This is a genomic window from Pseudomonas triclosanedens (assembly GCF_026686735.1).
Lineage (GTDB): Bacteria > Pseudomonadota > Gammaproteobacteria > Pseudomonadales > Pseudomonadaceae > Pseudomonas > Pseudomonas triclosanedens.
On record NZ_CP113432.1, the window covers coordinates 810539 to 834872 of the forward strand.

The 24334-nt window shown below is 65.5% G+C and carries 24 protein-coding genes and 1 CRISPR repeat array; of the genes, 10 read left to right on the forward strand and 14 right to left on the reverse strand.

Features of this window, described 5'->3' with window-relative positions:
- Positions 1-9 precede the first annotated feature (9 nt).
- From ybeY to miaB, 3 genes are all read right to left on the reverse strand, one after another.
- Positions 10-471, reverse strand: coding sequence for an rRNA maturation RNase YbeY (ybeY, locus tag OU419_RS03895; RefSeq protein ID WP_254471295.1), 462 nt, complete (start codon positions 469-471; stop codon positions 10-12).
- Positions 464-1459, reverse strand: coding sequence for a PhoH family protein (locus OU419_RS03900; protein ID WP_254471294.1), 996 nt, complete (start codon positions 1457-1459; stop codon positions 464-466). Before OU419_RS03900 ends, ybeY begins: the two co-directional genes overlap by 8 nt.
- 92 nt (positions 1460-1551) lie before the next feature.
- Positions 1552-2892: a tRNA (N6-isopentenyl adenosine(37)-C2)-methylthiotransferase MiaB gene (gene miaB, locus OU419_RS03905; protein WP_254471293.1), complete on the reverse strand. Its 1341-nt coding sequence runs from the start codon at positions 2890-2892 to the stop codon at positions 1552-1554.
- Between the two features lie 136 nt (positions 2893-3028).
- Between miaB and OU419_RS03910 the strand changes: the two genes are divergently transcribed.
- Both OU419_RS03910 and OU419_RS03915 read left to right on the forward strand, forming a co-directional pair.
- Positions 3029-3361 carry a DUF1820 family protein gene (locus OU419_RS03910; protein ID WP_138216935.1) on the forward strand — a complete coding sequence of 111 codons (333 nt, stop codon included), beginning with the start codon at positions 3029-3031 and terminating at the stop codon, positions 3359-3361.
- A gap of 76 nt (positions 3362-3437) precedes the next feature.
- Positions 3438-3851, forward strand: a complete 414-nt coding sequence (locus OU419_RS03915) for a hypothetical protein (protein ID WP_254471292.1) — start codon at positions 3438-3440, stop codon at positions 3849-3851.
- Here OU419_RS03915 and OU419_RS03920 read toward each other — a convergent pair.
- The 4 genes from OU419_RS03920 to OU419_RS03935 all read right to left on the reverse strand — a co-directional run bounded on the left by OU419_RS03920 (position 3848) and on the right by OU419_RS03935 (position 7397).
- Positions 3848-4393 carry a tetratricopeptide repeat protein gene (locus tag OU419_RS03920; protein ID WP_254471291.1) on the reverse strand — a complete coding sequence of 182 codons (546 nt, stop codon included), beginning with the start codon at positions 4391-4393 and terminating at the stop codon, positions 3848-3850. The two genes, OU419_RS03915 and OU419_RS03920, sit on opposite strands and share 4 nt — an antisense overlap.
- A gap of 215 nt (positions 4394-4608) precedes the next feature.
- The gene (gene hemL, locus OU419_RS03925; protein WP_254471290.1) at positions 4609-5895 is read right to left on the reverse strand and encodes a glutamate-1-semialdehyde 2,1-aminomutase; all 1287 of its coding nucleotides are present in this window, start codon (positions 5893-5895) and stop codon (positions 4609-4611) included.
- A gap of 43 nt (positions 5896-5938) precedes the next feature.
- A complete protein-coding gene (gene thiE, locus OU419_RS03930) occupies positions 5939-6571 on the reverse strand; it encodes a thiamine phosphate synthase (protein WP_254471289.1) in 633 nt (210 codons plus the stop codon).
- A 28-nt stretch (positions 6572-6599) separates the two neighbouring features.
- Positions 6600-7397, reverse strand: coding sequence for a hydroxymethylpyrimidine/phosphomethylpyrimidine kinase (locus tag OU419_RS03935; protein ID WP_254471288.1), 798 nt, complete (start codon positions 7395-7397; stop codon positions 6600-6602).
- A gap of 199 nt (positions 7398-7596) precedes the next feature.
- On the opposite strand from OU419_RS03935, the gene OU419_RS03940 reads away from it, so the two are divergent.
- Entirely contained in the window at positions 7597-9987 is a 2391-nt protein-coding gene (locus tag OU419_RS03940; protein ID WP_254471287.1) for a hybrid sensor histidine kinase/response regulator, read from the forward strand.
- Positions 9988-10201: 214 nt separating this feature from the next.
- Here the strand turns inward: OU419_RS03940 and OU419_RS03945 are convergent, their stop codons facing one another.
- On the reverse strand, positions 10202-11221 hold the full coding sequence (locus OU419_RS03945) for a branched-chain amino acid aminotransferase (protein WP_254471286.1): 1020 nt from the start codon (positions 11219-11221) through the stop codon (positions 10202-10204).
- A 394-nt stretch (positions 11222-11615) separates the two neighbouring features.
- On the opposite strand from OU419_RS03945, the gene OU419_RS03950 reads away from it, so the two are divergent.
- The 5 genes from OU419_RS03950 (at position 11616) to OU419_RS03970 (ending at position 17544) form a co-directional block, all read left to right on the forward strand.
- On the forward strand, positions 11616-12269 hold the full coding sequence (locus tag OU419_RS03950) for a TetR/AcrR family transcriptional regulator (RefSeq protein WP_254471285.1): 654 nt from the start codon (positions 11616-11618) through the stop codon (positions 12267-12269).
- Positions 12266-13915 carry an acyl-CoA dehydrogenase family protein gene (locus OU419_RS03955; RefSeq protein WP_254471284.1) on the forward strand — a complete coding sequence of 550 codons (1650 nt, stop codon included), beginning with the start codon at positions 12266-12268 and terminating at the stop codon, positions 13913-13915. Before OU419_RS03950 ends, OU419_RS03955 begins: the two co-directional genes overlap by 4 nt.
- A 626-nt stretch (positions 13916-14541) precedes the next feature.
- Positions 14542-16017: an AMP nucleosidase gene (gene amn / locus OU419_RS03960; protein WP_254471283.1), complete on the forward strand. Its 1476-nt coding sequence runs from the start codon at positions 14542-14544 to the stop codon at positions 16015-16017.
- Positions 16018-16098: 81 nt separating this feature from the next.
- Positions 16099-16875 carry a deoxyribose-phosphate aldolase gene (gene deoC, locus OU419_RS03965; protein ID WP_254471282.1) on the forward strand — a complete coding sequence of 259 codons (777 nt, stop codon included), beginning with the start codon at positions 16099-16101 and terminating at the stop codon, positions 16873-16875.
- 105 nt (positions 16876-16980) lie between these two features.
- Complete coding sequence (locus OU419_RS03970; RefSeq protein ID WP_254471281.1) at positions 16981-17544, forward strand: hypothetical protein; 564 nt, start codon at positions 16981-16983, stop codon at positions 17542-17544.
- A 72-nt stretch (positions 17545-17616) separates the two neighbouring features.
- Positions 17617-18072: direct repeats of the CRISPR family, unit length 29 nt; unit sequence GTGTTCCCCACGGGTGTGGGGATGAACCG.
- Between the two features lie 240 nt (positions 18073-18312).
- Here the strand turns inward: OU419_RS03970 and OU419_RS03975 are convergent.
- Positions 18313-19359 (reverse strand): MBL fold metallo-hydrolase, encoded by a 1047-nt coding sequence (locus OU419_RS03975; protein ID WP_254471280.1) that lies wholly within the window; start codon positions 19357-19359, stop codon positions 18313-18315.
- Between the two features lie 146 nt (positions 19360-19505).
- Between OU419_RS03975 and OU419_RS03980 the strand changes: the two genes are divergently transcribed.
- Positions 19506-20072 (forward strand): pseudouridine synthase, encoded by a 567-nt coding sequence (locus tag OU419_RS03980; RefSeq protein WP_254471416.1) that lies wholly within the window; start codon positions 19506-19508, stop codon positions 20070-20072.
- Positions 20073-20099: 27 nt separating this feature from the next.
- Here OU419_RS03980 and OU419_RS03985 read toward each other — a convergent pair whose 3' ends face one another.
- Together OU419_RS03985 and OU419_RS03990 are read right to left on the reverse strand one after the other, a co-directional pair.
- The gene (locus tag OU419_RS03985; protein WP_254471279.1) at positions 20100-20303 is read right to left on the reverse strand and encodes a DUF2788 domain-containing protein; all 204 of its coding nucleotides are present in this window, start codon (positions 20301-20303) and stop codon (positions 20100-20102) included.
- Between the two features lie 243 nt (positions 20304-20546).
- A complete protein-coding gene (locus OU419_RS03990) occupies positions 20547-21026 on the reverse strand; it encodes an Lrp/AsnC family transcriptional regulator (protein WP_254471278.1) in 480 nt (159 codons plus the stop codon).
- Between the two features lie 439 nt (positions 21027-21465).
- Between OU419_RS03990 and OU419_RS03995 the strand changes: the two genes are divergently transcribed.
- Positions 21466-22500, forward strand: coding sequence for a DUF6515 family protein (locus OU419_RS03995; protein WP_254471277.1), 1035 nt, complete (start codon positions 21466-21468; stop codon positions 22498-22500).
- Here OU419_RS03995 and OU419_RS04000 read toward each other — a convergent pair.
- Genes OU419_RS04000 through OU419_RS04010 form a run of 3 tightly spaced genes read right to left on the reverse strand, consistent with a single transcriptional unit; the run spans position 22493 to position 24316 of the window.
- Positions 22493-23389 (reverse strand): cation diffusion facilitator family transporter, encoded by an 897-nt coding sequence (locus tag OU419_RS04000; protein ID WP_254471276.1) that lies wholly within the window; start codon positions 23387-23389, stop codon positions 22493-22495. The two genes, OU419_RS03995 and OU419_RS04000, sit on opposite strands and share 8 nt — an antisense overlap.
- Positions 23386-23898 (reverse strand): DinB family protein, encoded by a 513-nt coding sequence (locus tag OU419_RS04005; RefSeq protein WP_254471275.1) that lies wholly within the window; start codon positions 23896-23898, stop codon positions 23386-23388. The genes OU419_RS04000 and OU419_RS04005 overlap by 4 nt, the downstream gene beginning before the upstream one ends.
- Before the next feature lies 1 nt (position 23899).
- Positions 23900-24316: a polyribonucleotide nucleotidyltransferase gene (locus OU419_RS04010; protein WP_254471274.1), complete on the reverse strand. Its 417-nt coding sequence runs from the start codon at positions 24314-24316 to the stop codon at positions 23900-23902.
- Between the last annotated feature and the right edge of the window lie 18 nt (positions 24317-24334).

The following is a 24334-nucleotide window of genomic DNA, read 5'->3' on the forward strand; positions in this document are numbered from 1 at the left end:
CAGTGGCTTTTATTCTTCATCGGCCGCGTATGGGTCCGGGTGACCCAGTTCGGCCAGCAACTCTCGTTCCAGGTTTTCCATTTCTTCGGCTTCGGCGTCTTCGATGTGATCGTAGCCGAGCAGATGCAGGCAACCGTGGATGACGAGATGGGCCCAGTGGGCCTCGGGGGATTTGCCCTGCTCGGCGGCTTCGCGGGTGACCACGGGTGCGCAGATCACCAGGTCGCCGAGCAGTGGGATGTCCAGGAGTTCGTCGGGCACGTCGGCAGGGAAGGACAGGACGTTGGTGGCGTAGTCCTTGTGCCGCCAGGTGCGATTGAGCTCGCGTCCTTCCGGTTCGTCGACCAGGCGGATGGTCAGTTCCGAGTCGTTCTGGCGCTGGCGCAGGGCCAGTTCGCACCAGCGGCGGAAGTCGGCTTCGCCCGGCAGGCCGCTCGCCTCGGAGGCGAGCTGCAGGTCCAGTTCAAGCATTCTTGCCGCCTTCGTTGCCGTGCAGGCGATTTTCGTAGGCCTCGTAGGCATCGACGATGCGCTGCACCAGTGGGTGGCGTACGACATCCTTGGACTTGAAATGGGTGAAGCTGATGCCGGGTACGTCGCGCAGCACTTCCATCACATGCTTGAGGCCCGAGCGGGTGCCGCGCGGCAGGTCGACCTGGGTTACGTCGCCAGTGATCACCGCGGTGGAGCCGAAGCCGATGCGCGTGAGGAACATCTTCATCTGCTCGATGGTGGTGTTCTGGCTTTCGTCGAGGATGATGAAGCTGTTGTTCAGTGTGCGGCCGCGCATGTAGGCCAGCGGCGCGACTTCGATGACCTGCCGTTCGATCAGCTTGGCCACGGTTTCGAAACCGAGCATCTCGTACAGCGCGTCGTACAGAGGGCGCAGGTAGGGGTCGATCTTTTGCGACAGGTCGCCAGGCAGGAAGCCGAGCTTCTCGCCAGCCTCGACCGCCGGGCGCACCAGCAGGATGCGGCGGATCTGCTCGCGCTCCAGGGCATCCACGGCGCAAGCCACCGCCAGGTAGGTCTTGCCGGTGCCTGCCGGGCCGATGCCGAAGTTGATGTCGTGATCGAGGATCGACTTCACGTAGCGCTGCTGGTTGGCGCCGCGGGGGCGGATGTGCGCCTTGCGGGTCTTCAGCGTCACCAGCGGGGCGGCGGGCTCGGCGGCCAGGTCTTCCAGGCCGGACTCCTGCAGGAACAGATGAACCATGTCCGGGGTCAGCTCGGTGCCGCTCTGTGCCTCGCGGTAGAGGCGCTGCAGAAGGTTTTCGGCCGCCTGGGTGCGCAAGGGATCACCGACCAGTTCGAACTGGTTGCCGCGGTTGCGGATCTCGATGTCCAGGCGTTTCTCGATCTGGTGCAGATGCTCGTCGAACTGCCCGCACAGATTGGCGAAGCTGCGAGCATCGAAGGGTTCCAGGATGAAGCGGTGAATATCCAGAGGGGCGTTCAAGGTGCTGTCTAAGTCGCCGTGTTGCTAAAAGGGAATGGCCGAAGGATAACTCCAGTAGCCCGAGTGCGAAAGCTCGGGCGCCGGGGCGGGCTTCAGTGGCGGGTTTCATCCACGAGATGGGCGCGCAGCGAGTTGGGCAGCGCCTCGTAGATTTCCACATCGACGAACTGGCCGATCAGGCGCGGATTGTCACTGCGGAAATTGACCACGCGGTTGTTCTCCGTGCGGCCCTGGAGTTGGCCGGGGTCGCGCTTGGAGTAGTCGGTCACGAGGATGCGTTGCACCGTGCCGACCATCCTCCGGCTGATCTCGAAACCCTGCTGTTGCAGGCGGCTGTTGAGAATCAGCAGGCGTTGCTTCTTCACTTCCTCGGGGGTGTCGTCCACCAGGTCGGCGGCCGGGGTACCCGGACGCGAGCTGTAGATGAAGGTGAAGGAGTAGTCGAAGCCGACATCTTCCACCAGCTTCATGGTCTGCTCGAAGTCCTTGTCGGTCTCGCCGGGGAAGCCGACGATGAAGTCCGAACTGATGCAGATGTCCGGCACTGCGGCCTTCAGCTTGCGGATGCGCGACTTGAATTCCAGCGCGGTGTGGTTGCGTTTCATCGCTGCGAGAATGCGGTCGGAGCCCGCTTGTACCGGCAGGTGGACGAACTTCACCAGTTGCGGCACTTCGGCGTGCGCGGCGATCAGTGCGTCGGAAAATTCCAGCGGGTGTGAGGTGGTGTAGCGGATGCGCTCGATGCCATCGACCTCGGCGACCACGCGGATCAGCTCGGCGAAGTCGGCGATGCGGCCGTCGTGGGTTGCGCCGCGGTAGCCGTTGACGTTCTGGCCCAGCAGGGTGACTTCCTTGACGCCGTTCTCGGCCAGGTGGATCACCTCGGCCAGTACGTCGTCGAACGGTCGGCTGACTTCCTCGCCCCGGGTGTAGGGAACCACGCAGAAGGTGCAGTACTTGCTGCAGCCTTCCATCACCGAGACGAAGGCGGTCGGGCCATTCACCTGTGGCTCGGGCAGGCGGTCGAACTTCTCGATTTCCGGGAACGATACGTCCACCTGCGGCTTGCGGGTGGTGCGGGCGGCGTCGATCATTTCCGGCAGGCGATGCAGGGTTTGCGGCCCGAACACCACATCGACGTAGGGCGCTCGCTCGCGGATCGCCGCGCCTTCCTGGCTGGCCACGCAGCCGCCGACGCCTATCACCAGGTTCGGATTCTGCTGCTTGAGCGCGCGCCAGGCGCCCAGCTCGGAGAAGACTTTCTCCTGGGCTTTTTCGCGAATCGAGCAGGTATTTAGCAGGATCACGTCGGCTTCTTCAGGCTTCTCAGTGATTTCCAGGGCCTGATGTTCACCCAGCAGATCAGCCATGCGCGAACTGTCGTACTCGTTCATCTGGCAGCCGTGGGTCTGGATGAAAAGCTTCTTGGCCATCGGGTATTTGTGGGTTGGTTAAAAAATGACCGCGCATTATATGCTTCGAAGCACGCATCTGCCAGCGGCTGCGAGTTAACCACGGCCGCCTGTGCTATGCTGCGTGCCCTTTTTGCAAAGCTGTCATCCTTCGTTCATGAGCAAGCGCGAGAACCCGATCTACAAGGTGGTCTTCCTCAATCAGGGCCAGGTGTACGAGATGTACGCCAAGCAGATCTACCAGAGCGATCTGTGGGGCTTCCTGGAAATCGAGGAGTTCGTCTTCGGCGAGCGCACCCAGGTAGTGGTCGACCCCAGCGAGGAAAAGCTCAAGGCGCAGTTCGACGGCGTTATCCGCAGCTTCGTGCCGCTGCACTCGATCATTCGCATTGATGAAGTCGAGCGCCTGGGCACGGCCAAGATCAGTGAAGCCAAGCCCAGCGGCAATGTGATGCCGTTCCCCATGCCGATGCCAGGCAAGGACAACTGACCTGTCGCTGCGCCTTGCGAGTGCGTGGCTGCGACCAGCCGCACTGGCGGTTGCGTTGCTGACGGCGAGTTGCTGGTTGATCTTCGGCAATTCCCCGCAGCGCGGCATTCCCGATCCCGCGTCGCTGCAATCGGCGACAGGGCGCGTCACCTGGCTCGAGACTTCGAAGGGCGGGCTCTCGTTCCGTCTGAACGGCCATGATCCGCGCTTTGTCTATGCCGCCAGTTGGGGCGAGTTTCCACGCGTGCTCTCGCACTTGCAGTCCGCCGCTCCGATCACGGTGTACTTCGCTCAGCCGTCGGAACGCGGCGGCGTCGCGGTGTGGAAGCTGGTCGCGCCGAATGTCAGCGTGCGTTCGTTCGAGGATATCGCCGAGCGCCGCAGGCGTGACAACTACCTGGCATTCCCGTTGGGACTGCTCTGCGCGGTAGGGGCGCTGTACTTCTTCGACAGTGCCTGGCGCCGCTACGAGGAGCGGTCAGCCGCCTAGGGCAGCGGCGAGAACGGCGTGTTGCCGGCGGTCTGCAGTTCGATCAGGTAGTTGCGGAAGATCTGGCCGAGCACCTTGGTGGCGATATCCAGCTCGTCCTTGTTCATCTGCTCGGCGACCAGGTCGGCGCTGTCCATCGCATCTTCGGCGCCATTGACCGCCGCCATCTTCAATACGATGTACGCCTGCACGTTGTTGGCCTTCACGCCTTCGCCACGGAAGAACATGGTGCCCAGACGCAGTTGCGCGTTGGCGTGGCCTTGCAGCGAGGCTTTCTCGAACCAGTGCAGTGCGGCCTGGAAGTCGCGCGGGGCGCGCTCGCCGGTGTAGAAGAAGTCGCCCAGTTCGTACTGTGCTTCCGCGTCACCGCCGTTGGCGGCCTGCTGGCAACTGGCCAGGGCCTGTTGCAGCTGTTCCGGAACGGTATTGAGCGTGCAGCGCCCGGTCGCCGGAATCAGCAGCGAATTGCCACCTGCCTGAGTCAACAGGGGAAAGGTGAGCAACAGGCAGCCGAGCAGCAAATTACGACCGGAGCGGTACATGGGGAGAAACGGCCTCCAGAATCGGGGCGGGTAAAACCCGGCCAGCGAAATGCGCCGGCTTTCACATTATGAAATAAGCCGACGCCTCCTTACAAAGTCTTTACCTTCTTTTCTGTTTTTTAGCTGGAAATGACGGCTGCGGAGGGGGCGAGTGTAACGGGGGAATAAAGGCAAGGCTGGGCGGAAGGCGCCCGACCGGGCGCCTTCGCGGGGGCTTACTTGAGAGCGGCGAAAGCGCGCTCGGCGGCATCGAGGGTCAGCTTCAGCTCGGTTTCGCCGTGGGCGATGGAGGTGAAGCCGGCCTCGAACGCGCTTGGCGCCAGGTATACACCGCCGTCCAGCATCAGGTGGAAGAAGCGCTTGAAGCGTTCCACATCGCTGCCCATTACGTCTTCGAAGGTGACGATATCGTCGGCCCCGGTGAAGTACAGGCCGAACATGGCGGCGCCCGCCTGGGTGGTCACGAAGGGCACGCCGGCGGCGTCAGCGCGCTCTTGCAGACCCTGCAGCATGCGGCTGGTGTAGGTGGTCAGCTCGTCGTGGAAGCCGGGACGGCTGATCAGGCGCAGGGTGGTCAGTCCGGCGGCCATCGCCAGCGGGTTGCCCGACAGGGTGCCTGCCTGGTAGACGGGGCCGAGCGGGGAAATCTGCTCCATGATTTCGCGCTTGCCGCCGAAGGCGCCCACCGGCATGCCGCCGCCGATGATCTTGCCGAAGGTCGACAGGTCCGGGGTGATGCCGTAATGGGCCTGGGCGCCGCCCAGGGCGACGCGGAAGCCGGTCATCACCTCATCGAAGATCAGCACGACGCCGTGCTGGTCGCACAGGCGGCGCAGGCCTTCGAGGAAGCCCGGTGCGGGCGGAACGCAGTTCATGTTGCCGGCGACCGGTTCGACGATGATGCACGCCACTTCCTTGCCGACTTCGGAGAGGGTCTTCTCGACGGCGGCGATGTCGTTGAACGGCAGGGTCAGGGTGTGCTTGGCGAAGGCCGCCGGCACGCCCGGGGAGTTCGGTACGCCGAAGGTCAGGGCGCCGGAGCCGGCCTTCACCAGCAGGCTGTCGGAGTGGCCGTGGTAGCAGCCTTCGAACTTGATGATGCTGTCGCGGCCGGTGTAGCCACGGGCCAGGCGGATGGCGCTCATGGTGGCTTCGGTGCCGGAGCTGACCATGCGCACCATGTCCATCGACGGCACCAGGGAGCAGACCAGGTCGGCCATTTCCACTTCCAGAGCGGTCGGAGCGCCGTAGGACAGGCCGTGGTCGAGCTGTTTGCGAACGGCGTCGAGCACGTCCGGGTGGCTGTGGCCGAGGATCATCGGGCCCCAGGAGCCGACGTAGTCGACATAGCGCTTGTCATCCTCGTCCACGACGTAGGCGCCTTCCGCGTGCTTGAAGAACAGCGGGGTGCCGCCGACGCTCTTGAACGCGCGCACCGGCGAGTTCACGCCACCGGGGATGTGTTTCTGGGCATTGGCGAAAAGCGTTTCGGAACGGGACATGTGTACCTCGCGAAGCTGTCGGGTGCCGGGCGCGCGGGCGCGCTCAGCGGGTTTCGAAGAGTTGGCTGAAGGCGCGGGCACGCTGCTCGACCTGTGCCGGCGTATCGGCGGCGAACAAGGCGTGGATCACGGCGATCAGGTCGGCGCCGCGAGCGATCAGCTCGGGCGCGTTGTCGAGGGTGACGCCGCCAATGGCGACGCGCGGAACCTGCGGGAAGCGCTCGCGCGCCTGCTCCAGCAGTTCGACGCTGGCGGATGGCGCGCCGGGTTTGGTCTGGGAATTGAAGAAGCGGCCGAAAGCGACGTAGCTGGCGCCCTCGGCGACGGCCTGTTGGGCCAGCTCCAGGCTGGCGTGACAGGTGCCGCCGACCACCGCCTGGCGGCCGAGCAGGGCGCGGGCGGCCGCCAGCGAGCCGTCAGTCTGCCCGAGGTGTACGCCGACGCCCAGGCGCGCGGCCAGTTCGGCGTCGTCGTTGATGAGCAGCGTGGCGCCGAAGCGCTCGCACAGTTCCCGCAGTGCCTCGGCTTCGCGCAGGCGGCGCGAGGCGTCGGTGGACTTGTCTCGATACTGCAGCAGGCGTGCACCGCCTTTCAGGGCGGCTTCGACGTAGGGCAGCAGGCGGCCGCCGTCGAGCAGTTGGCTGTCGGTGATGGCGTAGAGTCCGCGCAGTTTCATCACAACCTCGGTTTCTGAAGCGGTTGGTTCAGGAGCAGAAATCCAGCGGCAGGCGTCGCGGAACGTACTGGCCGTGGCCGGGAGCTTCCGCGTCGCGCAGGGTGCGCCAGGTGTAGTCGAGGGCGCTGCGCACGGCGCTTACCAGTTCCTCGCCGAGGGCCAGGCGGCCGGCGAGGGTGCTCGCCAGTGTGCAGCCCGAGCCGTGGTAGCTGCCCGGCAGGCGCTGGCAGGTAAACGTGTGGCGCTGGCCGTCGCGGGTATACAGACGATTGTGTACTTCGGATTCGTCGCCGTGGCCGCCGGTGATCAGCAGAGCCTGGATATAAGGCAGCAGCTTTTCCGCGCATTCGTCGGCGCTGCCTTCGGGCAGTTCGGCGAGGATGCGCGCTTCGGGCAGGTTCGGCGTGGCTACCGCGGCAATCGGCAGCAGCCGCTCGCGCATGGCATAGCCGACGTCGTCCTTGCCCAGCGAACCGCCGCCGCCGGCACGCAGCACCGGGTCGCAGACCAGCGGAACACCTGGCAGGGACTGCATGATCTCGACCACGGTGTCGACCATCTGCACCGAGCCGAGCATGCCCAGCTTGACCGCGGCTACCGGCAGGTCGGCGATCACGGCGTTGGCCTGTGCCAGCACCCACTCGCGATCGAGCACGCGGAAGTCGGAAACGTTGACGGTATCCTGAACGGTCAGCGCGGTGACGGTCGGCGCGGCGTGGCAGCCTTGGGCGATCAGGGCTTCGATATCGGCCTGCAGGCCGGCACCGCCACTGGGATCGTGGCCGGACAGGCAGAGCACTACGGGACGGGAGGCAGGTGTTTTCATGGCGCGGGAGCTTATCACTAAACCGCGGCCGTGGCCCGATCGAGCGGACTGCCCGGTCAAACCTTATCCGAAGGGTCCGATGCCACGCGCCGCAAGGCCTGTGCTAGAGTTCGCCGATTCCAACACGACGCCTCCGGGGCACGCCAGAACGGGAGATGGGGCTCCCCGGCGCCGCCGCCAGGAGGTACTGCGGGGCACCATGCGGCACTGGCTGGTCTTTCTGATTCTTTTCATTCTCTCGCCAGTGGCGAGCGCCATCAGCTTCGACGAGCACGTCGGGCAACTGCCGCTGGGACGGGCAATGGATGTCTTCGAAGATGTCCGGGGCAGTGCCGATATCTCGGAGATCGTCTCGCCCGCGCTGGCCGCCAGCTTTCGCCGACATGAACACGACGTTTTGAATGCGGGCTATTCGCGCTCGGTGTTCTGGCTGCGCCTCGACCTCGACTACAGCCCCCAGGCGTCCAGCGATCCCGCCAACTGGCTGCTGGAACTGGCCTACCCGCCGCTGGACAAGCTCGACCTCTACCTGCCCGACGGCAAGGGCGGCTACCGCCTGGCCCAGCGCACTGGCGATACGCTGCCGTTCGCCAGCCGGCCGATTCGCCAGAACAACTACCTTTTCGACCTCAAGCTGGAGCCGGGCAAGCCGCTGCGCGTCTATCTGCGCCTGGAAAGCCAGGGTTCGATCCAGGCGCCGCTGACCCTCTGGTCGCCCAAGGCCTACCTCGAGGAGCAGCCGGGCCGCATCTATGTGCTGGGCATCATCTACGGCGTGCTGCTGGTGATGCTGATCTACAACCTGTTCATCTTCCTCAGCGTCCGCGATACCAGCTACCTCTATTACATCCTCTACATCGCCTCGTTCGGCCTCTATCAGATATCGGTCAACGGGGCCGGCATCGAGTACTTCTGGCCCAACAGCCCCTGGTGGGCGAACGCCGCCACGCCGTTCCTGATCGGTTCCGCCGGCCTGTTCGGCTGCCAGTTCGCCCGCAGCTTCCTGCACACCCGCGAGCACAGCCTGTGGATCGACCGCCTGCTGCTGGTGCTGATGGGCGTCGGTGCGCTGGTGATGACCCTGGCGCTGACCGTCAGCTATGCCATCGCCCTGCGTCTGGCCACCTACCTCGCGCTCGCCTTCACCGTGGTGATCTTCACCGCCGGCGTCCTCGCCTGGCTGCGCGGCATGCGCGTGGCGCGCTACTTCATCTTCGCCTGGAGCGCCTTCCTGCTCGGCGGCATCGTCAACACCCTGATGGTGCTGGGCCTGCTGCCCAACGTTTTCCTCACCATGTACGCCAGCCAGATCGGCTCGGCGCTGGAAGTGGGATTGCTGTCGCTGGCGCTGGCCGACCGCATCAACGCCATGAAGGAAGAGCGCACGCGCATCCTGCAGGAAACCAGCCGCAAGCTGGAACAACTGAACCTGGAACTGGCCAGCAGCAACCGCCTGAAAGACGAATTCCTCGCCACCGTCACCCACGAACTGCGTACCCCGATGAGCGGCGTGATCGGCTCGCTGGAACTGATGCAGACGGTGCCGATGGACATCGAGCTGGCGCAGTATCACAAGACCGCCACTGGCTCTGCGCGCGACATGATGCGCATGGTCAACGACATCCTCGCGTTGATCGAACTGCAAGCCGGCAAGCTCTACCCTCGCCGCGAACCGTTCAGTCTGCGCGGGCTGTGCGACGGGCTGCGCGCCCAGTACGCGCCGCGTGCCGAGGAGCGCGGCCTGCGTTTCGACCTGCAACTGGACGAGAGCCTGCCCGATACACTCGAGGGTGATGCCGGCAAGCTGGCGCAAGCCCTGGGGTACCTGCTGGACAACGCGATCAAATTCACCCACCAGGGCGGTGTCAGCCTGCGCGTGGGCGGCGTCGCCAACCCCGAGGGGCTGCTGCTGCGCCTGGAGGTTAGGGATAGCGGCATCGGCTTCGCCACGCCGCCGGACGGCGCGCTCTACCAGCGTTTCTACCAGTTGGACGGCTCGCTTACCCGCGAGTACGGCGGCCTCGGCATCGGCCTTGCCCTTTGCCGCAAACTGGTCAGCCTGCTGGGCGGCGAACTGACCCACGACTCGATGCCGGGGCAGGGCAGCAACTTCAGCCTGACCCTGCAGGTCGGCCAGCCGGTGCAGAGCATCGCGCCGCCGCCGCGCCGCGCGGGCGGTCAGGCGCTGCGGGGCCCGGAGCAGTGCACCGTGCTGGTGGTGGAGGACAACGCCATCAACCAGTTGGTGATTCGCGGCATGCTGCTCAAGCTCGGTTACCGTGTGCGCACCGCCGACAATGGTGCCGAAGCCATCGAGCTGCTGCGCCGCGAGCCTGTCGACGCGGTACTGCTCGATTGCCAGATGCCGATCATGGACGGCTTCGCTACCTGCCGGGCGATCCGCACCCTGCCACGCTGTGACGACCTGCCGGTACTGGCGATCACCGCCCACAGCCACAGTGGCGACCGTGAGCGCTGCCTTGCAGCAGGCATGAGCGACTACCTGGCCAAACCGGTGAAGTTCGAGGCGCTGCAAACCCTGCTGCACGATTGGCTGCTATGCCAGCCGGGGCTGTCCAGCCGCTCCTAGGGCGGGGCTCTCCGCACTCTTTCCCGGTCTTGCGAAAGCACATGGCGCAATCGAGGAGAGCGAACCGATAGCCATCTATCCATCGTGACATTCGATGGGTGCCGCAATTCGCCGGCCTGCCAAGTACAGTTCCGCCTCGTTTGTCCCGGCGCAACGAAAAACGCCGCGGTGCCTGATGGCATCGCGGCGTTCGTTCTTGCCGGGGCGGTCAGTTTCAGACCTTGACGATCCAGCCTTCCGGGCCTTCCACGTCACCCTTCTGGATGCCGGTCAGCTCCTCATAGAGGCGGCGGGTCACCGGGCCGACGTCTTCGCGGCTGAAGAACACGTGCAGGTTGCCCTTGTACTGGATGCCGCCGATCGGCGTGATCACAGCGGCAGTACCGCATGCGCCAGCTTCCTTGAAGCGCGCCAGGTTATCGATCTCCACATCGCCTTCGATCACCTTCAGGCCCAGGCGGTCAGCCGCCAGTTGCATCAGCGACAGGCGGGTGATGCCCGGCAGCACCGAGCTGGAGCGCGGAGTGACGAACTCGTTGTCATGGGTGATGGCGAAGAAGTTGGCCGAACCCACTTCCTCGATGCGGCTGTGGGTGGCCGGGTCGAGGTAGATGCAATCGGCGAAACCGTCTTTCTTGGCCTGGGCGCCCGGCATCAGGCTGGCGGCATAGTTGCCACCGACCTTGGCGGCGCCGGTGCCGTTGGGGGCGGCGCGGTCGTAGGTGGAAATCACGAAGTCGTGGGGCTTCATGCCGCCCTTGAAGTAGGCGCCGACCGGGATGCAGAACACCGAGAAGATGAATTCCGGGGCCGGACGCACACCGATATTGTCGCCAACGCCGATCACGAACGGGCGCAGGTACAGGGCGCCGCCGGAACCATACGGCGGAATGAAGCGCTCGTTGGCGCGCACGACCTGTTTGCAGGCATCGATGAACTGCTCTTCGGACACCTGCGGCATCAGCACGCGAGCACAACTGCGCGCCATGCGCGCGGCGTTCTGGTCCGGGCGGAACAGATTGATCGAGCCGTCCTTGCAGCGATAGGCCTTCAGGCCTTCGAAGCACTGCTGGCCGTAGTGCAGGGCCGAGGAGCCTTCGCTGATGTGCAGGACGTTGTCTTCGGTCAGCTTGCCGTCGTCCCACAGACCATCGCGCCAATGGGAGATGTAGCGGAAGTCGGTCTTGATGTAATCGAATCCGAGCGCGCCCCAATCGATGTCTTTTTGTTCCATGATCGCCTCATTCAACGGGATTACCTGCGGCGTGTCGCATGCCTGGCGCGGCAGGCGAGCATTCTGGCAGATGATTTGCGGAACCTGGCGGCGGGCTCGGCCGGAATCGACCAGGATTCGGCTGCGCGGCGGGAACGGCGTTCTCCACCCGATGGTCGCCACCAGGGCTCCACCAAGACTTGCCATGATACCGGCGATATTCGCGGCTGTCGGCACTCGCCGGTGAATATCCGTGCCATCAGTCGTATACAGAACCGGGCGACATTGGCGCGTGTGGTCTTCCAGCATGCCCGCTCGCCTGTCCGAATACCCCGTGCCGCTGGCGCTTATGCCTCTTTGGTCAAGCAATGAAGCATGATTCACTGCTTGGAGAGGGTGAATCCGGATTCATACTATGGTCTACCGCCAAACCGAAGCGCGTGTGCAGAAGGACGGAGAGCTGCGCGAGCGCATCCTCAAGCTCGCACTGGGCCGCGTGGCGGACGCCGGCTTCGCGGCGCTGACCATGCAGACCCTGGCCGACGATGCCGGTATCGCCACCGGCAGCCTGTACCGGCATTTCCGCGGCAAGGGCGAACTGGCCGCCGAAGTCTTTTCCCGCGCCAGCCAGCGCGAAGTCGATGCCCTGGCGGAGGTGCTGGCCACGCCAGCCAGCGCCACTGCGCGGCTGAGCGATGGCCTGCGCCAGTTCGCCGCCCGCGCCTGGGACAGCCGGCAACTGGCCTTCGCGCTGATCGCCGAGCCGGTCGACCCGGAAGTCGACGAGCAGCGCCTGGTCTACCGTGAGGCCTATGCCGCGCTGTTCGTGCAGTTGCTGGAGCAGGGCATCGCCCACGGCGAGTTCCCCTCCCAGCCCGTGCACCTGATCGCCGCCTGCCTGGTGGGCGCGATCGCCGAAGCCCTCGTCGGGCCGCTTTCACCGCCGGCGCGCGCTGGCCGCGATGCCGGCCTGTCCAACCCTTCGCTGGAAGATGTCAGCGATGCTCTCGTCCACTTCTGCCTGCGCGCCGTCGGTGCGCCACTGCCTGTCCCGGAGGATCAGCCATGAGCCTGCACCAGTACGCCGAAACCCACGAAGTGACCAACCAGGTGCCGCCGCTGGATGGCGCCAACCTCTACCGAATCGATCTGCCGTTGCAGGAATGGGTGCGCCGCTACGAAGGCGGCTGGGCCGAGCAGAAGCTCGATGCCTATGGCGCCCTGGCCGGTGGCCCGCTGATGGCGGCCGGCTTCCTGGCCAACGAGAACAAACCGGTATTCAAGTCTCACGACCGCTACGGCCATCGCATCGACCTGGTGGAATTCCATCCGGCGTATCACGAACTGATGCGTGCCTCCATTGAAGCCGGCATCCCGTCGATGCCCTGGACCGATCCCCGCGCGGGCGCCCAGGTCGCCCGCGCGGGGTTGAGCTACCTGCACAGCCAGGCCGAGGCCGGCACCGGCTGCCCGCTGACCATGACCTTCGCCAGCGTTCCCGCGCTGCGCCTGCAGCCGGATGTCGCCGAGAAGTGGCTGCCGAAAATACTCTCCACCCAGTACGACCCGCGCAACCTGCCGATGGAGCAGAAGGCCGGCGTCACCATCGGCATGGCCATGACCGAGAAACAGGGTGGTACCGACGTGCGCGCCAACACCACCCGCGCCTACCCGGCAGGCATTCCCGGCCCGGGCCAGGCGTATGAACTGGTCGGCCACAAGTGGTTCTGCTCGGCGCCCATGTGCGACGCCTTCCTCACCCTGGCCTACACCGACAAGGGCCTGACCTGCTTCCTGCTGCCGCGCCACCGTCCGGACGGCAGCCGCAACGAGTTCTATGTCCAGCGCCTGAAGAACAAGCTCGGCAACTGGTCCAACGCCTCCAGCGAAGTCGAATATCGCGGCGCGCTGGCCTGGATGGTCGGCGAAGAAGGCCGAGGCGTGCCCACCATCATCGAAATGGTGGCGCTGACCCGCTTCGACTGCATGATCGGCTCCAGTTCCCTGATGCGCCAGGCGCTGACCCAGGCCGCGCACCACTGCGCCTACCGCCAGGTCGGCGGCCGCGTGCTGGCCGAGCAGCCGCTGATGCAGAACGTACTGGCCGACCTTGCGCTGGAAAGCGAATCCGCGCTGGCCCTGACCATGCGCATGGGCCGAGCACTGGACCGCCAGCACGACGAGCAGGAAGACAAGTTCGCCCGCCTGGTCACTGCCGTGGGCAAGTACTGGATCTGCAAGCGCGCCCCCGCGATGATCAACGAAGCCGCCGAATGCCTGGGCGGCGCCGGCTACGTCGAGGACACCATCCTCCCGCGGCTATACCGCGAGGCGCCGGTCAACTCCACCTGGGAAGGCTCCGGCAACGTGCAGTGCCTGGACGTATTGCGCGCACTGTCCAAGGAGCCGGGTGTGCTCGATGCGCTGTTCGCCGAACTGGGCGACGGCCACGGCGACGCGCGGCTGGCTTCGTTCATCGGCAACCTCAAGGCATCCTTCGCCGACACCCAGGACATCCAGTACCGCGCCCGCCAGCTCACCGAAAACGTCGCCGTCGCCCTGCAGGCCAAGCTCCTGCTGGAAGCCGGAAACTCGGTGGTTTCCGACGCCTTCATCGCCAGCCGCCTGGTCGACGGCGGCCGCGTCTACGGTACCCTGCCACGCGGGGTGGAAGCGGCCGCACTGGTAGCTCGCTCCACGCCGCATCTGGCATGAGGAAAAATCGGTAGAAATTTTCGGCTTGAAAAATAGGTTATAGATCAATAGGTTGCTGGAAGTGTGTTCCCCGCGTGAGCTGGGATGAACCGTTGCGGTCGACGCCCGTCACGGCGCGGAATGTGTGTTCCCCGCGTGAGCGGGGATGAACCGCTCACGAATAAACGAATCAGCCATGCAATCCTGTGTTCCCCACGTGAGCGGGGATGAACCGGCTCCCGCATAAAAATCACCCCATCTGCCGTTGTGTTCCCCGCGTGAGCGAGGATGAACCGCACTTCCATCGCGGGTTCTGATGGTTTACTTCGTGTTCCCCGCGTGAGCGGGGATGAGCCGGATTTGCAGGCCGCAACGGGGGCTTGGCTTGCGTGTTCCCCGCGTGAGCGGGGATGAACCGATCATGACGATGATCGTCCTCACGCCGTACCTGTGTTCCCCGCCCGAGCGGGGATCAACCAGACGGCCCGCGCCTCCGGGCAAACGCGCCGCTATCCGCACTTGCAACGGTGGAATCTGTCATAAGGTTTCCCAGCCCTTCCGCTCGTCCAGCCGGCGTGGAATCTGTCATCCCTTTCTTTGACGGATGCAGGCAAGATGGAGCTGATCGTTCAGACAGGATGCCCACCATGACTCTCGAGACTGGCGACGAGTTCTACGTCGCCGAGACCGCCGAAGAGGCCGTCGATCGACTGGCCGCGCTGCATGAGCGCGCCACCGGCGCCCTGAGCCAGGCGCTCAGGCGCTATCTGAAGGAGCGCATCGTTCCCGATGCCGAGCAGCGCGCCCAGTTCCGCTATCCGCTGCTGCGGGTGACCTACCTGTGCCAGGGCGAGGTGCCGTCCACCACGCGCGCCTACGCCAAGGTCCAGGTGCCTGGCACCTACGCGGTGACCATCACCCACCCCAAGGCCTTCCGCAAATATCTGCTCGAACAACTGCGCCCGCTGATGGACGATTTCACCGTGCGGGTGGAAGTCGGTGTCAGCGAGCAGAACATCCCTTATCCCTATGTAGTGGAAGGCGGCGATGAGCTGGGCGGCTCGGGCGTGACTGCCGCCGAGCTGGCGCGGGTATTCCCCAGCACCGACCTGTCGGCCACCTCCGATGGCATCGCCGACGGCCTTTACGAATGGGAAGGCGCCGACCCGATGCCGCTGGCGCTGTTCGACGCGGCGCGTACCGACTTTTCCCTGCGCCGCCTGGTGCACTACACCGGCAGCGACTGGCGCCACGTGCAGCCGTGGATCCTGCTGACCAACTACCACCGCTACGTCGACCAGTTCATCCATCTGGGCCTCGAACGCCTGCGCGACGACCCGCGCTTCGTGCGCATGGTCCTGCCGGGCAACGTGGTGATCGAGCGCGGCATCGACGAAGGCGAGGCCAACTCCATCGTCGCCAGCGTCGAATGGCACCGCTTCCAGATGCCGGCCTACCACCTGATCGCCGAGGATGGCGACGGCGTGACGCTGGTGAACATCGGCGTCGGCCCGTCCAACGCGAAGAACATCACCGACCACCTGGCCGTGCTGCGACCGCACTGCTGGCTGATGGTCGGCCACTGCGGCGGCCTGCGTCAGTCGCAGACCATCGGCGACTACGTGCTGGCCCACGCCTACATGCGCCGCGACGGTATTCTCGACCGCGTGCTGCCGCCGCACATCCCGATTCCGGCGCTGGCCGAAGTACAGGTGGCATTGCAGGAAGCCGCGGCGCTGGTCACCGGCGAGCGCGGCGAGCAGCTCAAGCGCCGCCTGCGCACCGGCACCGTGCTGACCTACGACGACCGCAACTGGGAGCTGCACTGGGCCCAGGAGCGTCCGCTGATCAACCTGGCGCGGGCCATCGCGGTGGACATGGAAAGCGGCACCATTGCCGCCCAGGGTTATCGCTTGCGGGTGCCCTACGGCACGCTGCTGTGCGTATCCGACAAGCCGCTGCACAGCGAGATCAAGTTGCCCGGTGCGGCCACGGCGTTCTATCAGCGGGCAGTGAGCCAGCACCTGTCGATCGGCATCGCCGCCGTCGACCTGCTGCGCACTCAGCTCAACTCGCTGCATTCGCGCAAGTTGCGCAGCTTCGACGAGCCGCCGTTCCGCTGATCTGTGGCATGGCGCGGGCCGCCTGCCGGGGCGATGGTGTCGCCCTGGCCGCATGATGAGAGCCGATGGAGAGCGTTGCCGATGATCGATCCTCGCAAGACCCCGGCGGGCCGTGTGCTCGCCTTGCTCGACCTGACCTCACTGAACGAGGCGGACAACCTGCAGAGCACCGTCGATCTCTGCCGCCGCGCGCTGACGCCTTACGGTGAAGTCGCGGCAGTGTGTGTCTGGCCGAAGCTGGCGCACGTTGCCCGGCGCACCCTCAACACCCTGGGTGGGCGTTCGGTCAAGGTGGCCAGCGTGTGCAACTTCCCCACTGGCGATGCTCCGCTGGCCGATGTGGTGGAAGAGGTGCGCAAGACGCTCGCCGAAGGCGCCGACGAGATCGACCTGGTCTACCCCTGGCGCAAGCTCAAGGCCGGCGGCGAGCCCGGCGCGGTGGAGTTGATCCGCGCCTGCAAGACGCTGTGCGGGCCGTACCACCGGCTGAAGGTGATCCTCGAAACCGGCGAACTGGCTGACCCCGAACTGATCCGCAGGGCATGCCGCGATGCCATCGCCGGTGGCGCCGATTTCCTCAAGACCAGCACCGGCAAGGCGTCGGTCAATGCCACGCCCGAGGCGGTGCAGGTGATGCTGGAGTGCATCGGGGAGGCGGGGAGCAAGGTGGGACTGAAAGTTTCCGGCGGGCTGCGTACCCTGGCCGACGCGCAGCGCTACCGGGCGCTGGTCGAGGAACGCTTCGGTGCCGCCTGGATTACGCCGGAGCACCTGCGTTTCGGCGCCTCCGCGTTACTCGACGACCTGCTGCGCGAGCTGGGCGGCGAAGCCCGCCCGGTCTCCACACGGGACTATTGAACCCACGCGTTGACGCTGCGTGGGGCGGGCCTAGAATGCTCGCCTCGCGCCTAAGGGGCGCTTCTCCGGTCGGACTTTCGCCGACCCCTTTCTGCTGGTGATCCCATGTCCTTTCGTGTCCCCACGCACCTGACCAACCCGCTGCGCCGCTTTGCCCGCCGCCTGGTGGACAACGGCACGCCGGAAGTCGCCGCGCCGCTGCCGCTTCCCGATGGCCTGGCCGGTGAGCCCTGGTATTCGGTGGGCCGGGCGGTGGATGGCCTGGGCGGCGAGCGCGTCGATGGCTGGTGTCTCGAAGAATGGCCGGGGCTGGCGCTGCGTGCGCACTTCAGCGCCTGCTGGCGCGATGCCCGGGGACGACTGTGGAACGTGTTGCCGGGTGCCACGGCCATCGCCTTCCTGCCCGATCCGAAGCGCCGCTACGAAGGCGTGCCGCTGCCGGAACACTTCCACGCCCTGGAGCGCGATGAGCTGCTGGAAGACTACCTCTGGCTCCGCCGCGAACTGGCCCGCCACCAACTCGACGACGAGCGCCGCGAAGTCCGCCAGAGCATGTGCCTGCGCCTGGAAAGCTGGCTGGAGCTGGGTGGCCGTGGCGACAAACCGTGCCCCTGCAACAGCGGCAAGCGCTACCGTGGTTGCTGCAGCAGGCGGGTCCGGGAGAACTAGAAATTCACGCCGTTTTCCGGTGGAAACCGAAGGCTTGAAAAAGAGGCGGAGGATCAATAGGTTACTGGAAGTGTGTTCCCCACGGGTGTGGGGATGAACCGCTGCGCATGCGTGAACCGACCGTTGCCGACATGTGTTCCCCACGGGTGTGGGGATGAACCGGTGGTGGAGCAGATGATTGACGCCAACCCCGGGTGTTCCCCACGGGTGTGGGGATGAACCGGGTTAGGGGTGGAGGAGGATTCGAAGCGCTTCGTGTTCCCCACGGGTGTGGGGATGAACCGGCGAACGACGACCGTGTTCCGCGTGCCGTCAGGTGTTCCCCACGGGTGTGGGGATGAACCGCGACAGGTAGCAGCGCCGACCGTCAGTTGGCCGTGTTCCCCACGGGTGTGGGGATGAACCGCTCGACCTGAACAGCATGGCCAGACTCTTCTGGTGTTCCCCACGGGTGTGGGGATGAACCGGTTCGCGTGGAGGCGCGTGGAGCGCCCAGCAGGTGTTCCCCACGGGTGTGGGGATGAACCAGTTCCAGCGCTTCATCGAGGCGCAACCGGAGAGTGTTCCCCACGGGTGTGGGGGGGGGGAGCCATCGTGGTGACGGCTCGGCAGGTGGTGGACGTTGTGTTCCCCACAAACGTGGGGATGACCCCGGACCAGGGGGCGAAACTGCGCAGCCAACCCCCGGGTTCCCCGCCCTGGCGGGGATGAATCAGGTATCCCGCCGCAGCGGTGGAGAACCGCGTCCTGTTTTCCACCTCGGCATTGCTACGGCGCCACTCCCGGCAGTTTCGGTACGAGCCATTGTTCTCCCGGCTTCGGCGCGCGGAAGCGTTCCGCTGCCACGCCGTGCTGCTGCAAGGCGGCAGCGAGGTCGGCGAGTGGGGTGAACTGGCCCTCGTCGCTGAGGCGGAAGGTGCCGAAGTGGATCGCCATGCTGCAGTGCGAGTCGAGCTGTTGGTGGGCCTGCACAGCGTCGTCGGGGTTCATGTGGTGGTGGCGCATGAACCAGCGCGGTTCGTAGGCGCCGATGGGCAGGGCGGCGAAACGCATCGGGCCGAAGCGCTGGCGTATCAGCGCGAATTCCGGGCCCAGGCCGGTATCGCCGGGAAACAGCACCGGGCCGTCCGGTGATTCCAGCACGAAACCCAGCCACAGCGTGCGATTGGTATCGCTGCGCGAGCGTGCCGACCAGTGTTGCGCCGGTACGCCGGTCAGCAGCATGCCTTCGTGCAGCGGCAGGCTCTGCCACCAGTCGATTTCCACGATGTCGGCGAAACCGCAGGCGCGGATCAGCTCGCCGTTGCCCAGACCGGTCACGACCTTGGCGGACGGGAAGCGTCGCGCCAGCGCGTTCAGGCTACCGATATCCAGGTGGTCGTAGTGGTTATGGCTGACCAGGATCAGGTTGATCGGCGGCAGTTCGTCCAGGGCCAGCCCCGGCGGGTGAATGCGCTTGGGGCCGACGAAGCTGAACGGGCTGGTGCGCTGACACCACAGCGGGTCGGTGAGGATGTTCAGCCCACGGTGCTGGATCAGCAGGGTGGCGTGGTTGATATAGGTGACGCGCAATTCGTCGCCCGAGACGCGCGCTGGCGTTTCCGGTCGGGCTTCGCGGCCAGGCTGGGGCTGCCAGGCCGGCTGACGGCCTCGTTCGCGCTGCCATTTGAGGAAGGCGCGCAGGCCGTGGTGCGGTCGGCGGTCGAGATTGTGGAAACGCTGGCCATCGAAGTGTGCGGTCTGCGGGCCGCGGTGGCGGGCACCGAGACGGCCACTGAGGTTGAGCAGGGTGATCAGCCAGGAGGGGCGGCTCATGGAAGTGCTCTTGCGGTGGGGACTTGGCACAACCTAGCATGCCGGCATTCGCCACACCCCTATCCTCGGTTACCAGTCGTTTCGCCATGTCCCGTCCGCCTCGTCCCGCTTCCCGCCGTCCTGCCACTCGGCCCTCGCCACGTCGCGTGGCGAAGGCGCCACCCGCGCAACCCAAGCTGATCCTGCTGAACAAACCGTTCGACGTGCTGACCCAATTCAATGACAGCGAGGGCCGCACGACGCTCAAGGATTTCGTCGATGTTCCCGGCGTGTACCCGGCCGGTCGGCTGGATCGCGATAGCGAGGGCCTGCTGCTGCTGACCAACGATGGCCGCCTGCAGGCGCGCATCGCCGACCCGCGGCACAAACTGCCGAAGACCTATTGGGTTCAGGTGGAGGGCGAGCCGAACGAGGAACAGCTCGATCGGCTGCGCAAAGGCGTGCAGCTCAACGATGGCACGACGCTGCCGGCCGAGGCGCGCTTGCTGGACGAGCCGCAATTGTGGGAACGCAATCCGCCAGTGCGTTTCCGCAAGTCGGTGCCTACGGCCTGGCTGGAGCTGGTGATCCGCGAAGGGCGCAATCGCCAGGTGAGGCGAATGACGGCAGCCGTCGGCCTGCCAACCCTGCGCCTGGTGCGCGTGCGGATCGGGCCGTGGGGCCTGGATGGCCTGCTGCCGGGGGAGTGGCGGGAAGTCAGCCCCGAACTCTGAGATTCGGGGCGCTCGCAGGCGAAGGCGTCAGAAGCCGCCTTCCAGCCCTGCGACGACGAAGGACTTGATCAGGAAGCCGAGTACACCAAGGCCCAGTGCGAAGAACAGCACCATCGTGCCCATGCGGCCCGCCTTGGACTTCTTGGCGAGGTCCCAGACGATGAAGGCCATGAACAGGATCAGGGCGGTGACCAGCCCATACATCATCCAGTCTTCGAAACTCTCGTTCATTGCTGCTCCTGCCCGGTGCGGAAAGTGCCCGTGGGGCGCCGGGACTGACGGTGGTGGTAGAGAAGGCGCGCATTATACGCATCTGGATGTTTGTTGATCAGATGTGTTCATTAATTGATCAGTTATTGCCGTAACAGGGCGGCTTGCCGGGGAAGATCGCGCTACGTGGCTTCCGGTAGGAGATTTTCGGGGCCGGACATGCGGTCGGAACGCCTGGAGTGCGCCGTTATGTCGCAGGCTGGATCAGACTCGCAGGTGGTCCAGCGGCAGCTCGGTACTGGCCATGACGTTGCGCAGCACGAAGCTGGAGCGCACGCTGGTGACCCCTTCGATACGGGTCAGGGTGCCCAGCAGGAAGTGCTGGTAATGCTCCATGTCCGGCACCATCACCTTGAGCTGGTAATCCGCGTCCATACCGGTTACCAGGCTGCACTCAAGGACTTCCGGGCACTTGCCGATCACCTGCTGGAAGTGCTCGAAGCGTTCCGGGGTGTGGCGGTCCATGCCGATCAGGACGAAGGCGGTGAGGCTCAGGCCAAGTTTCTTGCTGTCGAGCAGCGCGACCTGACGGACGATGTAGCCGTCGTCTTCCAACTGCTTCACCCGCCGCGAGCAGGGTGAGGGCGACAGGCCGATGCGTTCGGCCAGCTCCTGATTGGAGATGCGCGCGTCGCGTTGCAGTTCGGCAAGAATGCGCAGGTCGTAGCGGTCCAGCTTGTCCATGAAAGCCTCTGTTTTCTATTGAATTGCGCTTTTTGCGTAATTTGTAGAGATTTGTTGCTCAGGTGGTGCCTGCGTGAGCAATCTTAGCAATCATTTCCCTCCCTTGTCGCCGTACTATTTCTCCCAGATTCACGGCCCGGACACTACGTCCCCAGCGATCCGCCCAATCAGGCGCTTCGCGGCCCGCCGATCCCACCGGATCGTGCCGGCCCCCGGGCTACGCACTGCCCAGAAGGCGGAGCGAGGTGAGCCGGCGCCAACAGCGACGAGCAGGACGAGATTCCCGAAGGGAGGCTGACGAGCCTCCCTTTTTTCTTGCCCGCAATTTCTCCCCCATCTTTACCCTGTCTTTACTCAGCGCCTTGCAATACGGGGGCTGCGCCGTGGTCTATGGCAATATCGCATCACTGTATTCGGCCTTGGCCGAAGTGAGGAATCCATGAAGTCGGGCATCTGGCGGCTCGCCGGGAGCGCGCTGCTCTCGCTGGCAATCTCCGGGCAGGCGGCCGTTGCCGCCAGCTTTGGCGGTGCGGATATTCAGGGCGGGCCGAGCCAAGGAGGGCAGAGCCAGCATCAGGGGCAGGGCGGTCAGGGCCGGCCGGGTGGCCACGGCGGCGACTCCGGCGGCGGCAAGTTCGGCTCTCAGGATGTGCACGGCGGCGGTGGCTGGCAGGGCCGTCCCCCAGGCAACAATGGCGGACAATGGCAGGGCCGTCCGCCAGGTGGCAACGATGGCCAGTGGCACGGCGGCTCGCCGGGCAACAACGGCGGGCAATGGCAAGGCCGCCCGCCGGGAGGTGGTTCGGGGAACCAGTGGCAGGGCAATAACGGCGGCCAGGGACAGAATCGCCCGCCGGCCGATCGTGACGATCACGGCAAGTTTGGCTCCCACGAAATCCAGCGACCACCGCCCGGTGGCTGGCAGGGGCGTCCGCCGGCCAATCACGGCAACTGGGGGCCGCATCCGTCCTACTGGCGGCCGGGATATGTCGTGAACACGGTGCCGCCGGGGCACTATCGCGTGCCATACCGGGGGGCGGACTACTTCTTCAACGATGGCTACTGGTATCGCCCCTACGGCTCGCGCTACGTGGTGGTGGCGCCGCCCTACGGCGTTCGGGTGCGCTACCTCCCGTCCTATGCCGAGCAGGTGTGGATCGGCAGTGTCGGCTACTTCCTGGTGGCCGGCACCTATTACCTGTGGCAGGCCGGCTCGCAGGACTATGAAGTGGTGGCACCGCCAGTCGCGCAGCCGGCGATGGCGCAGGCGGGCTATGACGTGGTCGCCTATCCGATCTACGGCCAGGGGCCGGACCAGCAGAGCCGCGACAGGTACGAGTGCCATCGCTGGGCGGCAGAGCAGAGCGGTTTCGATCCGGCCTCGGTGAGCTACGCGCCGCCGGCCGATGTCGCCGACAACTATCGCCGCGCCCTGGGGGCGTGCCTGAGCGGGCGCGGCTACAGCATCAACTGATGGTCTCTTTGCCCACTACTTCCTGCGGGTCGGCGTGCACCAGCACATCGGCCCGCGGGAATTCCCGGTGAATCGCCAGCACCGCTTCGTCGCAGAGCTGATGGGCCTTCGACAGCGGCAGTTCGCCGGGCAGCTCAAGGTGCAACTGGACGAACCAGTGGGTTCCGGAAATCCGCGTGCGCAAGTCGTGGACACCGAGTACGCCGGGTACGCTGCGCACCAGTTCGAGCATGCGGGTGCTGACGTCGGGCGGCAGCTCTTCGTCCATCAGCACGGCAATCGACTCGCGGGCGATCTGGAAGGCGCTCCAGAGAATATAGAGAGCGATCCCGAGGCCGAAGATGGCATCCATCTGCTGCCAGCCGAATTGCGCCAGCACCAGCGCCACCAGGATGCTGCTGTTGAGCAGCAGGTCCGAGCGATAGTGCAGCGAGTCGGCGCGCACGGCGGTGGAGCCGGTGATCTTCACCACATAGGCCTGCACCATCAGCAGCGCGCAGGTCAGCACCAGGGACAGCAGCATGACCGCGATGCCCAGGCCGGCGGCTTCCACGGGCGTCGGATGCTGCAGGCGATCCACCGCCTGGGCACCGACCAGTACCGCGCTCACCGCGATGAACAGCGCCTGGGCCAGCCCCGACAGCGACTCCGCCTTGCCGTGGCCGTAGCGGTGATCGTCGTCCGCTGGGCGGATGGCGTAGTGCACCGCCAGCAGGTTGAGGAACGAGGCGGCGCCATCCATCAGGGAATCGGTGAGGCCAGCCAGCAGGCTGACCGAACCGCTCATCCACCAGGCGATGGCCTTGGTCACGATCAGGGTGAGGGCTACGCCGAGCGACGCGAAGGTCGCCAGTCGCAGCAATTGGGAGTGGCTGGCGTGGGTGATCATGTGTCCATGCGGTCGGGCAGGAAATAGATGTAGTCGAGCAGCGGTGCCTTCTGGCCGAGGGCGGTGAGCGCCGCGCTCATCTGGCCGCGGTGGTGAGTGCCGTGGTTGACCAGGTGCTGGACGATGTTGGCCAGGCTCTGGCGATGTTCCTGGCCGGCCATGTTGCGGTAGTCCAGTTGCACGCCGAGGGTGGCGTCGGTCTGCTTGCTCAACCACAGGCGCCAGGCATCGGCGCCTTCATTGATGAATGCCTCGAGCCCGGCGCGATCCGGGGCGGCCTCGGCGTCGAGGCGTTCGAACTGCCAGGGCTCGCGCTGCACACGGGCGAGCCAGATGCGATCGACCACCGCCAGGTGGTTGAGGGTGCCGTGCAGGCTGCCGAAGAACAGCCCGCGCGGCGCCCGGTAGGCCTCTTCATCCAGGGGAGCCAGGGCCTCCAGGATGCGTTCGTAGGCCCACTGGTGGTACGCCAGGAGTTGTTGAAGGTGTGAAGCGAGAGCGCCGTGCATATCAGGCCTCCGGGCGCAGGCCCAGGCTGGCGAGTTGTTGGAGGCTGCCGCTGCGCTGGATAAGACGCGGATCGTCCAGCGGCAGGCTGCGGCCGGTTTCACGCTCGAGGATCGCCTTGAGTTTAGCCTTATCGACGGTGCCGTCTTCACTCACCGCGTCCTTGAGCTTTTCCGGGGCGACCGAATACTTCGCATCGGGCAGGTAGATCGCGCCGGTGGCGAAGTCTACGCCGAAGGCGATCAGCCCCGGGATGATGTAGAACAACAGACCGATGGCGTCGAAGGCGACGATGGCCGGGTCGATGCGGCCGTCGATCTGGCCGCGGCGATCCGGATAGAACAGGGTGCCGCAGGCCGTCAGTTGGCTGAACAGGGTGGCGCACAGAACCGCGCAGGACACACGAGTGGCGAGACGCATGGAAAACCTCCGGGAGGA

Bases quoted from the DNA above. Each gene is read 5' to 3' on its own strand.
- OU419_RS03955 (WP_254471284.1), top strand. From the start codon at position 12,266: ATGAGCCTGCACCAGTACGCCGAAACCCACGAAGTGACCAACCAGGTG.
- OU419_RS03910 (WP_138216935.1), top strand. From the start codon at position 3,029: ATGAGCAAGCGCGAGAACCCGATCTACAAGGTGGTCTTCCTCAATCAG.
- OU419_RS03995 (WP_254471277.1), top strand. From the start codon at position 21,466: ATGAAGTCGGGCATCTGGCGGCTCGCCGGGAGCGCGCTGCTCTCGCTG.
- OU419_RS03935 (WP_254471288.1), bottom strand. From the start codon at position 7,397: ATGAAAACACCTGCCTCCCGTCCCGTAGTGCTCTGCCTGTCCGGCCAC.
- OU419_RS04000 (WP_254471276.1), bottom strand. From the start codon at position 23,389: ATGATCACCCACGCCAGCCACTCCCAATTGCTGCGACTGGCGACCTTC.
- OU419_RS03920 (WP_254471291.1), bottom strand. From the start codon at position 4,393: ATGTACCGCTCCGGTCGTAATTTGCTGCTCGGCTGCCTGTTGCTCACC.
- deoC (WP_254471282.1), top strand. From the start codon at position 16,099: ATGATCGATCCTCGCAAGACCCCGGCGGGCCGTGTGCTCGCCTTGCTC.
- hemL (WP_254471290.1), bottom strand. From the start codon at position 5,895: ATGTCCCGTTCCGAAACGCTTTTCGCCAATGCCCAGAAACACATCCCC.
- OU419_RS03945 (WP_254471286.1), bottom strand. From the start codon at position 11,221: ATGGAACAAAAAGACATCGATTGGGGCGCGCTCGGATTCGATTACATC.
- OU419_RS03950 (WP_254471285.1), top strand. From the start codon at position 11,616: ATGGTCTACCGCCAAACCGAAGCGCGTGTGCAGAAGGACGGAGAGCTG.
- OU419_RS03985 (WP_254471279.1), bottom strand. From the start codon at position 20,303: ATGAACGAGAGTTTCGAAGACTGGATGATGTATGGGCTGGTCACCGCC.
- OU419_RS03940 (WP_254471287.1), top strand. From the start codon at position 7,597: ATGCGGCACTGGCTGGTCTTTCTGATTCTTTTCATTCTCTCGCCAGTG.
- miaB (WP_254471293.1), bottom strand. From the start codon at position 2,892: ATGGCCAAGAAGCTTTTCATCCAGACCCACGGCTGCCAGATGAACGAG.
- OU419_RS04010 (WP_254471274.1), bottom strand. From the start codon at position 24,316: ATGCGTCTCGCCACTCGTGTGTCCTGCGCGGTTCTGTGCGCCACCCTG.
- amn (WP_254471283.1), top strand. From the start codon at position 14,542: ATGACTCTCGAGACTGGCGACGAGTTCTACGTCGCCGAGACCGCCGAA.
- OU419_RS03970 (WP_254471281.1), top strand. From the start codon at position 16,981: ATGTCCTTTCGTGTCCCCACGCACCTGACCAACCCGCTGCGCCGCTTT.
- OU419_RS04005 (WP_254471275.1), bottom strand. From the start codon at position 23,898: ATGCACGGCGCTCTCGCTTCACACCTTCAACAACTCCTGGCGTACCAC.
- OU419_RS03990 (WP_254471278.1), bottom strand. From the start codon at position 21,026: ATGGACAAGCTGGACCGCTACGACCTGCGCATTCTTGCCGAACTGCAA.
- thiE (WP_254471289.1), bottom strand. From the start codon at position 6,571: ATGAAACTGCGCGGACTCTACGCCATCACCGACAGCCAACTGCTCGAC.
- OU419_RS03975 (WP_254471280.1), bottom strand. From the start codon at position 19,359: ATGAGCCGCCCCTCCTGGCTGATCACCCTGCTCAACCTCAGTGGCCGT.
- ybeY (WP_254471295.1), bottom strand. From the start codon at position 471: ATGCTTGAACTGGACCTGCAGCTCGCCTCCGAGGCGAGCGGCCTGCCG.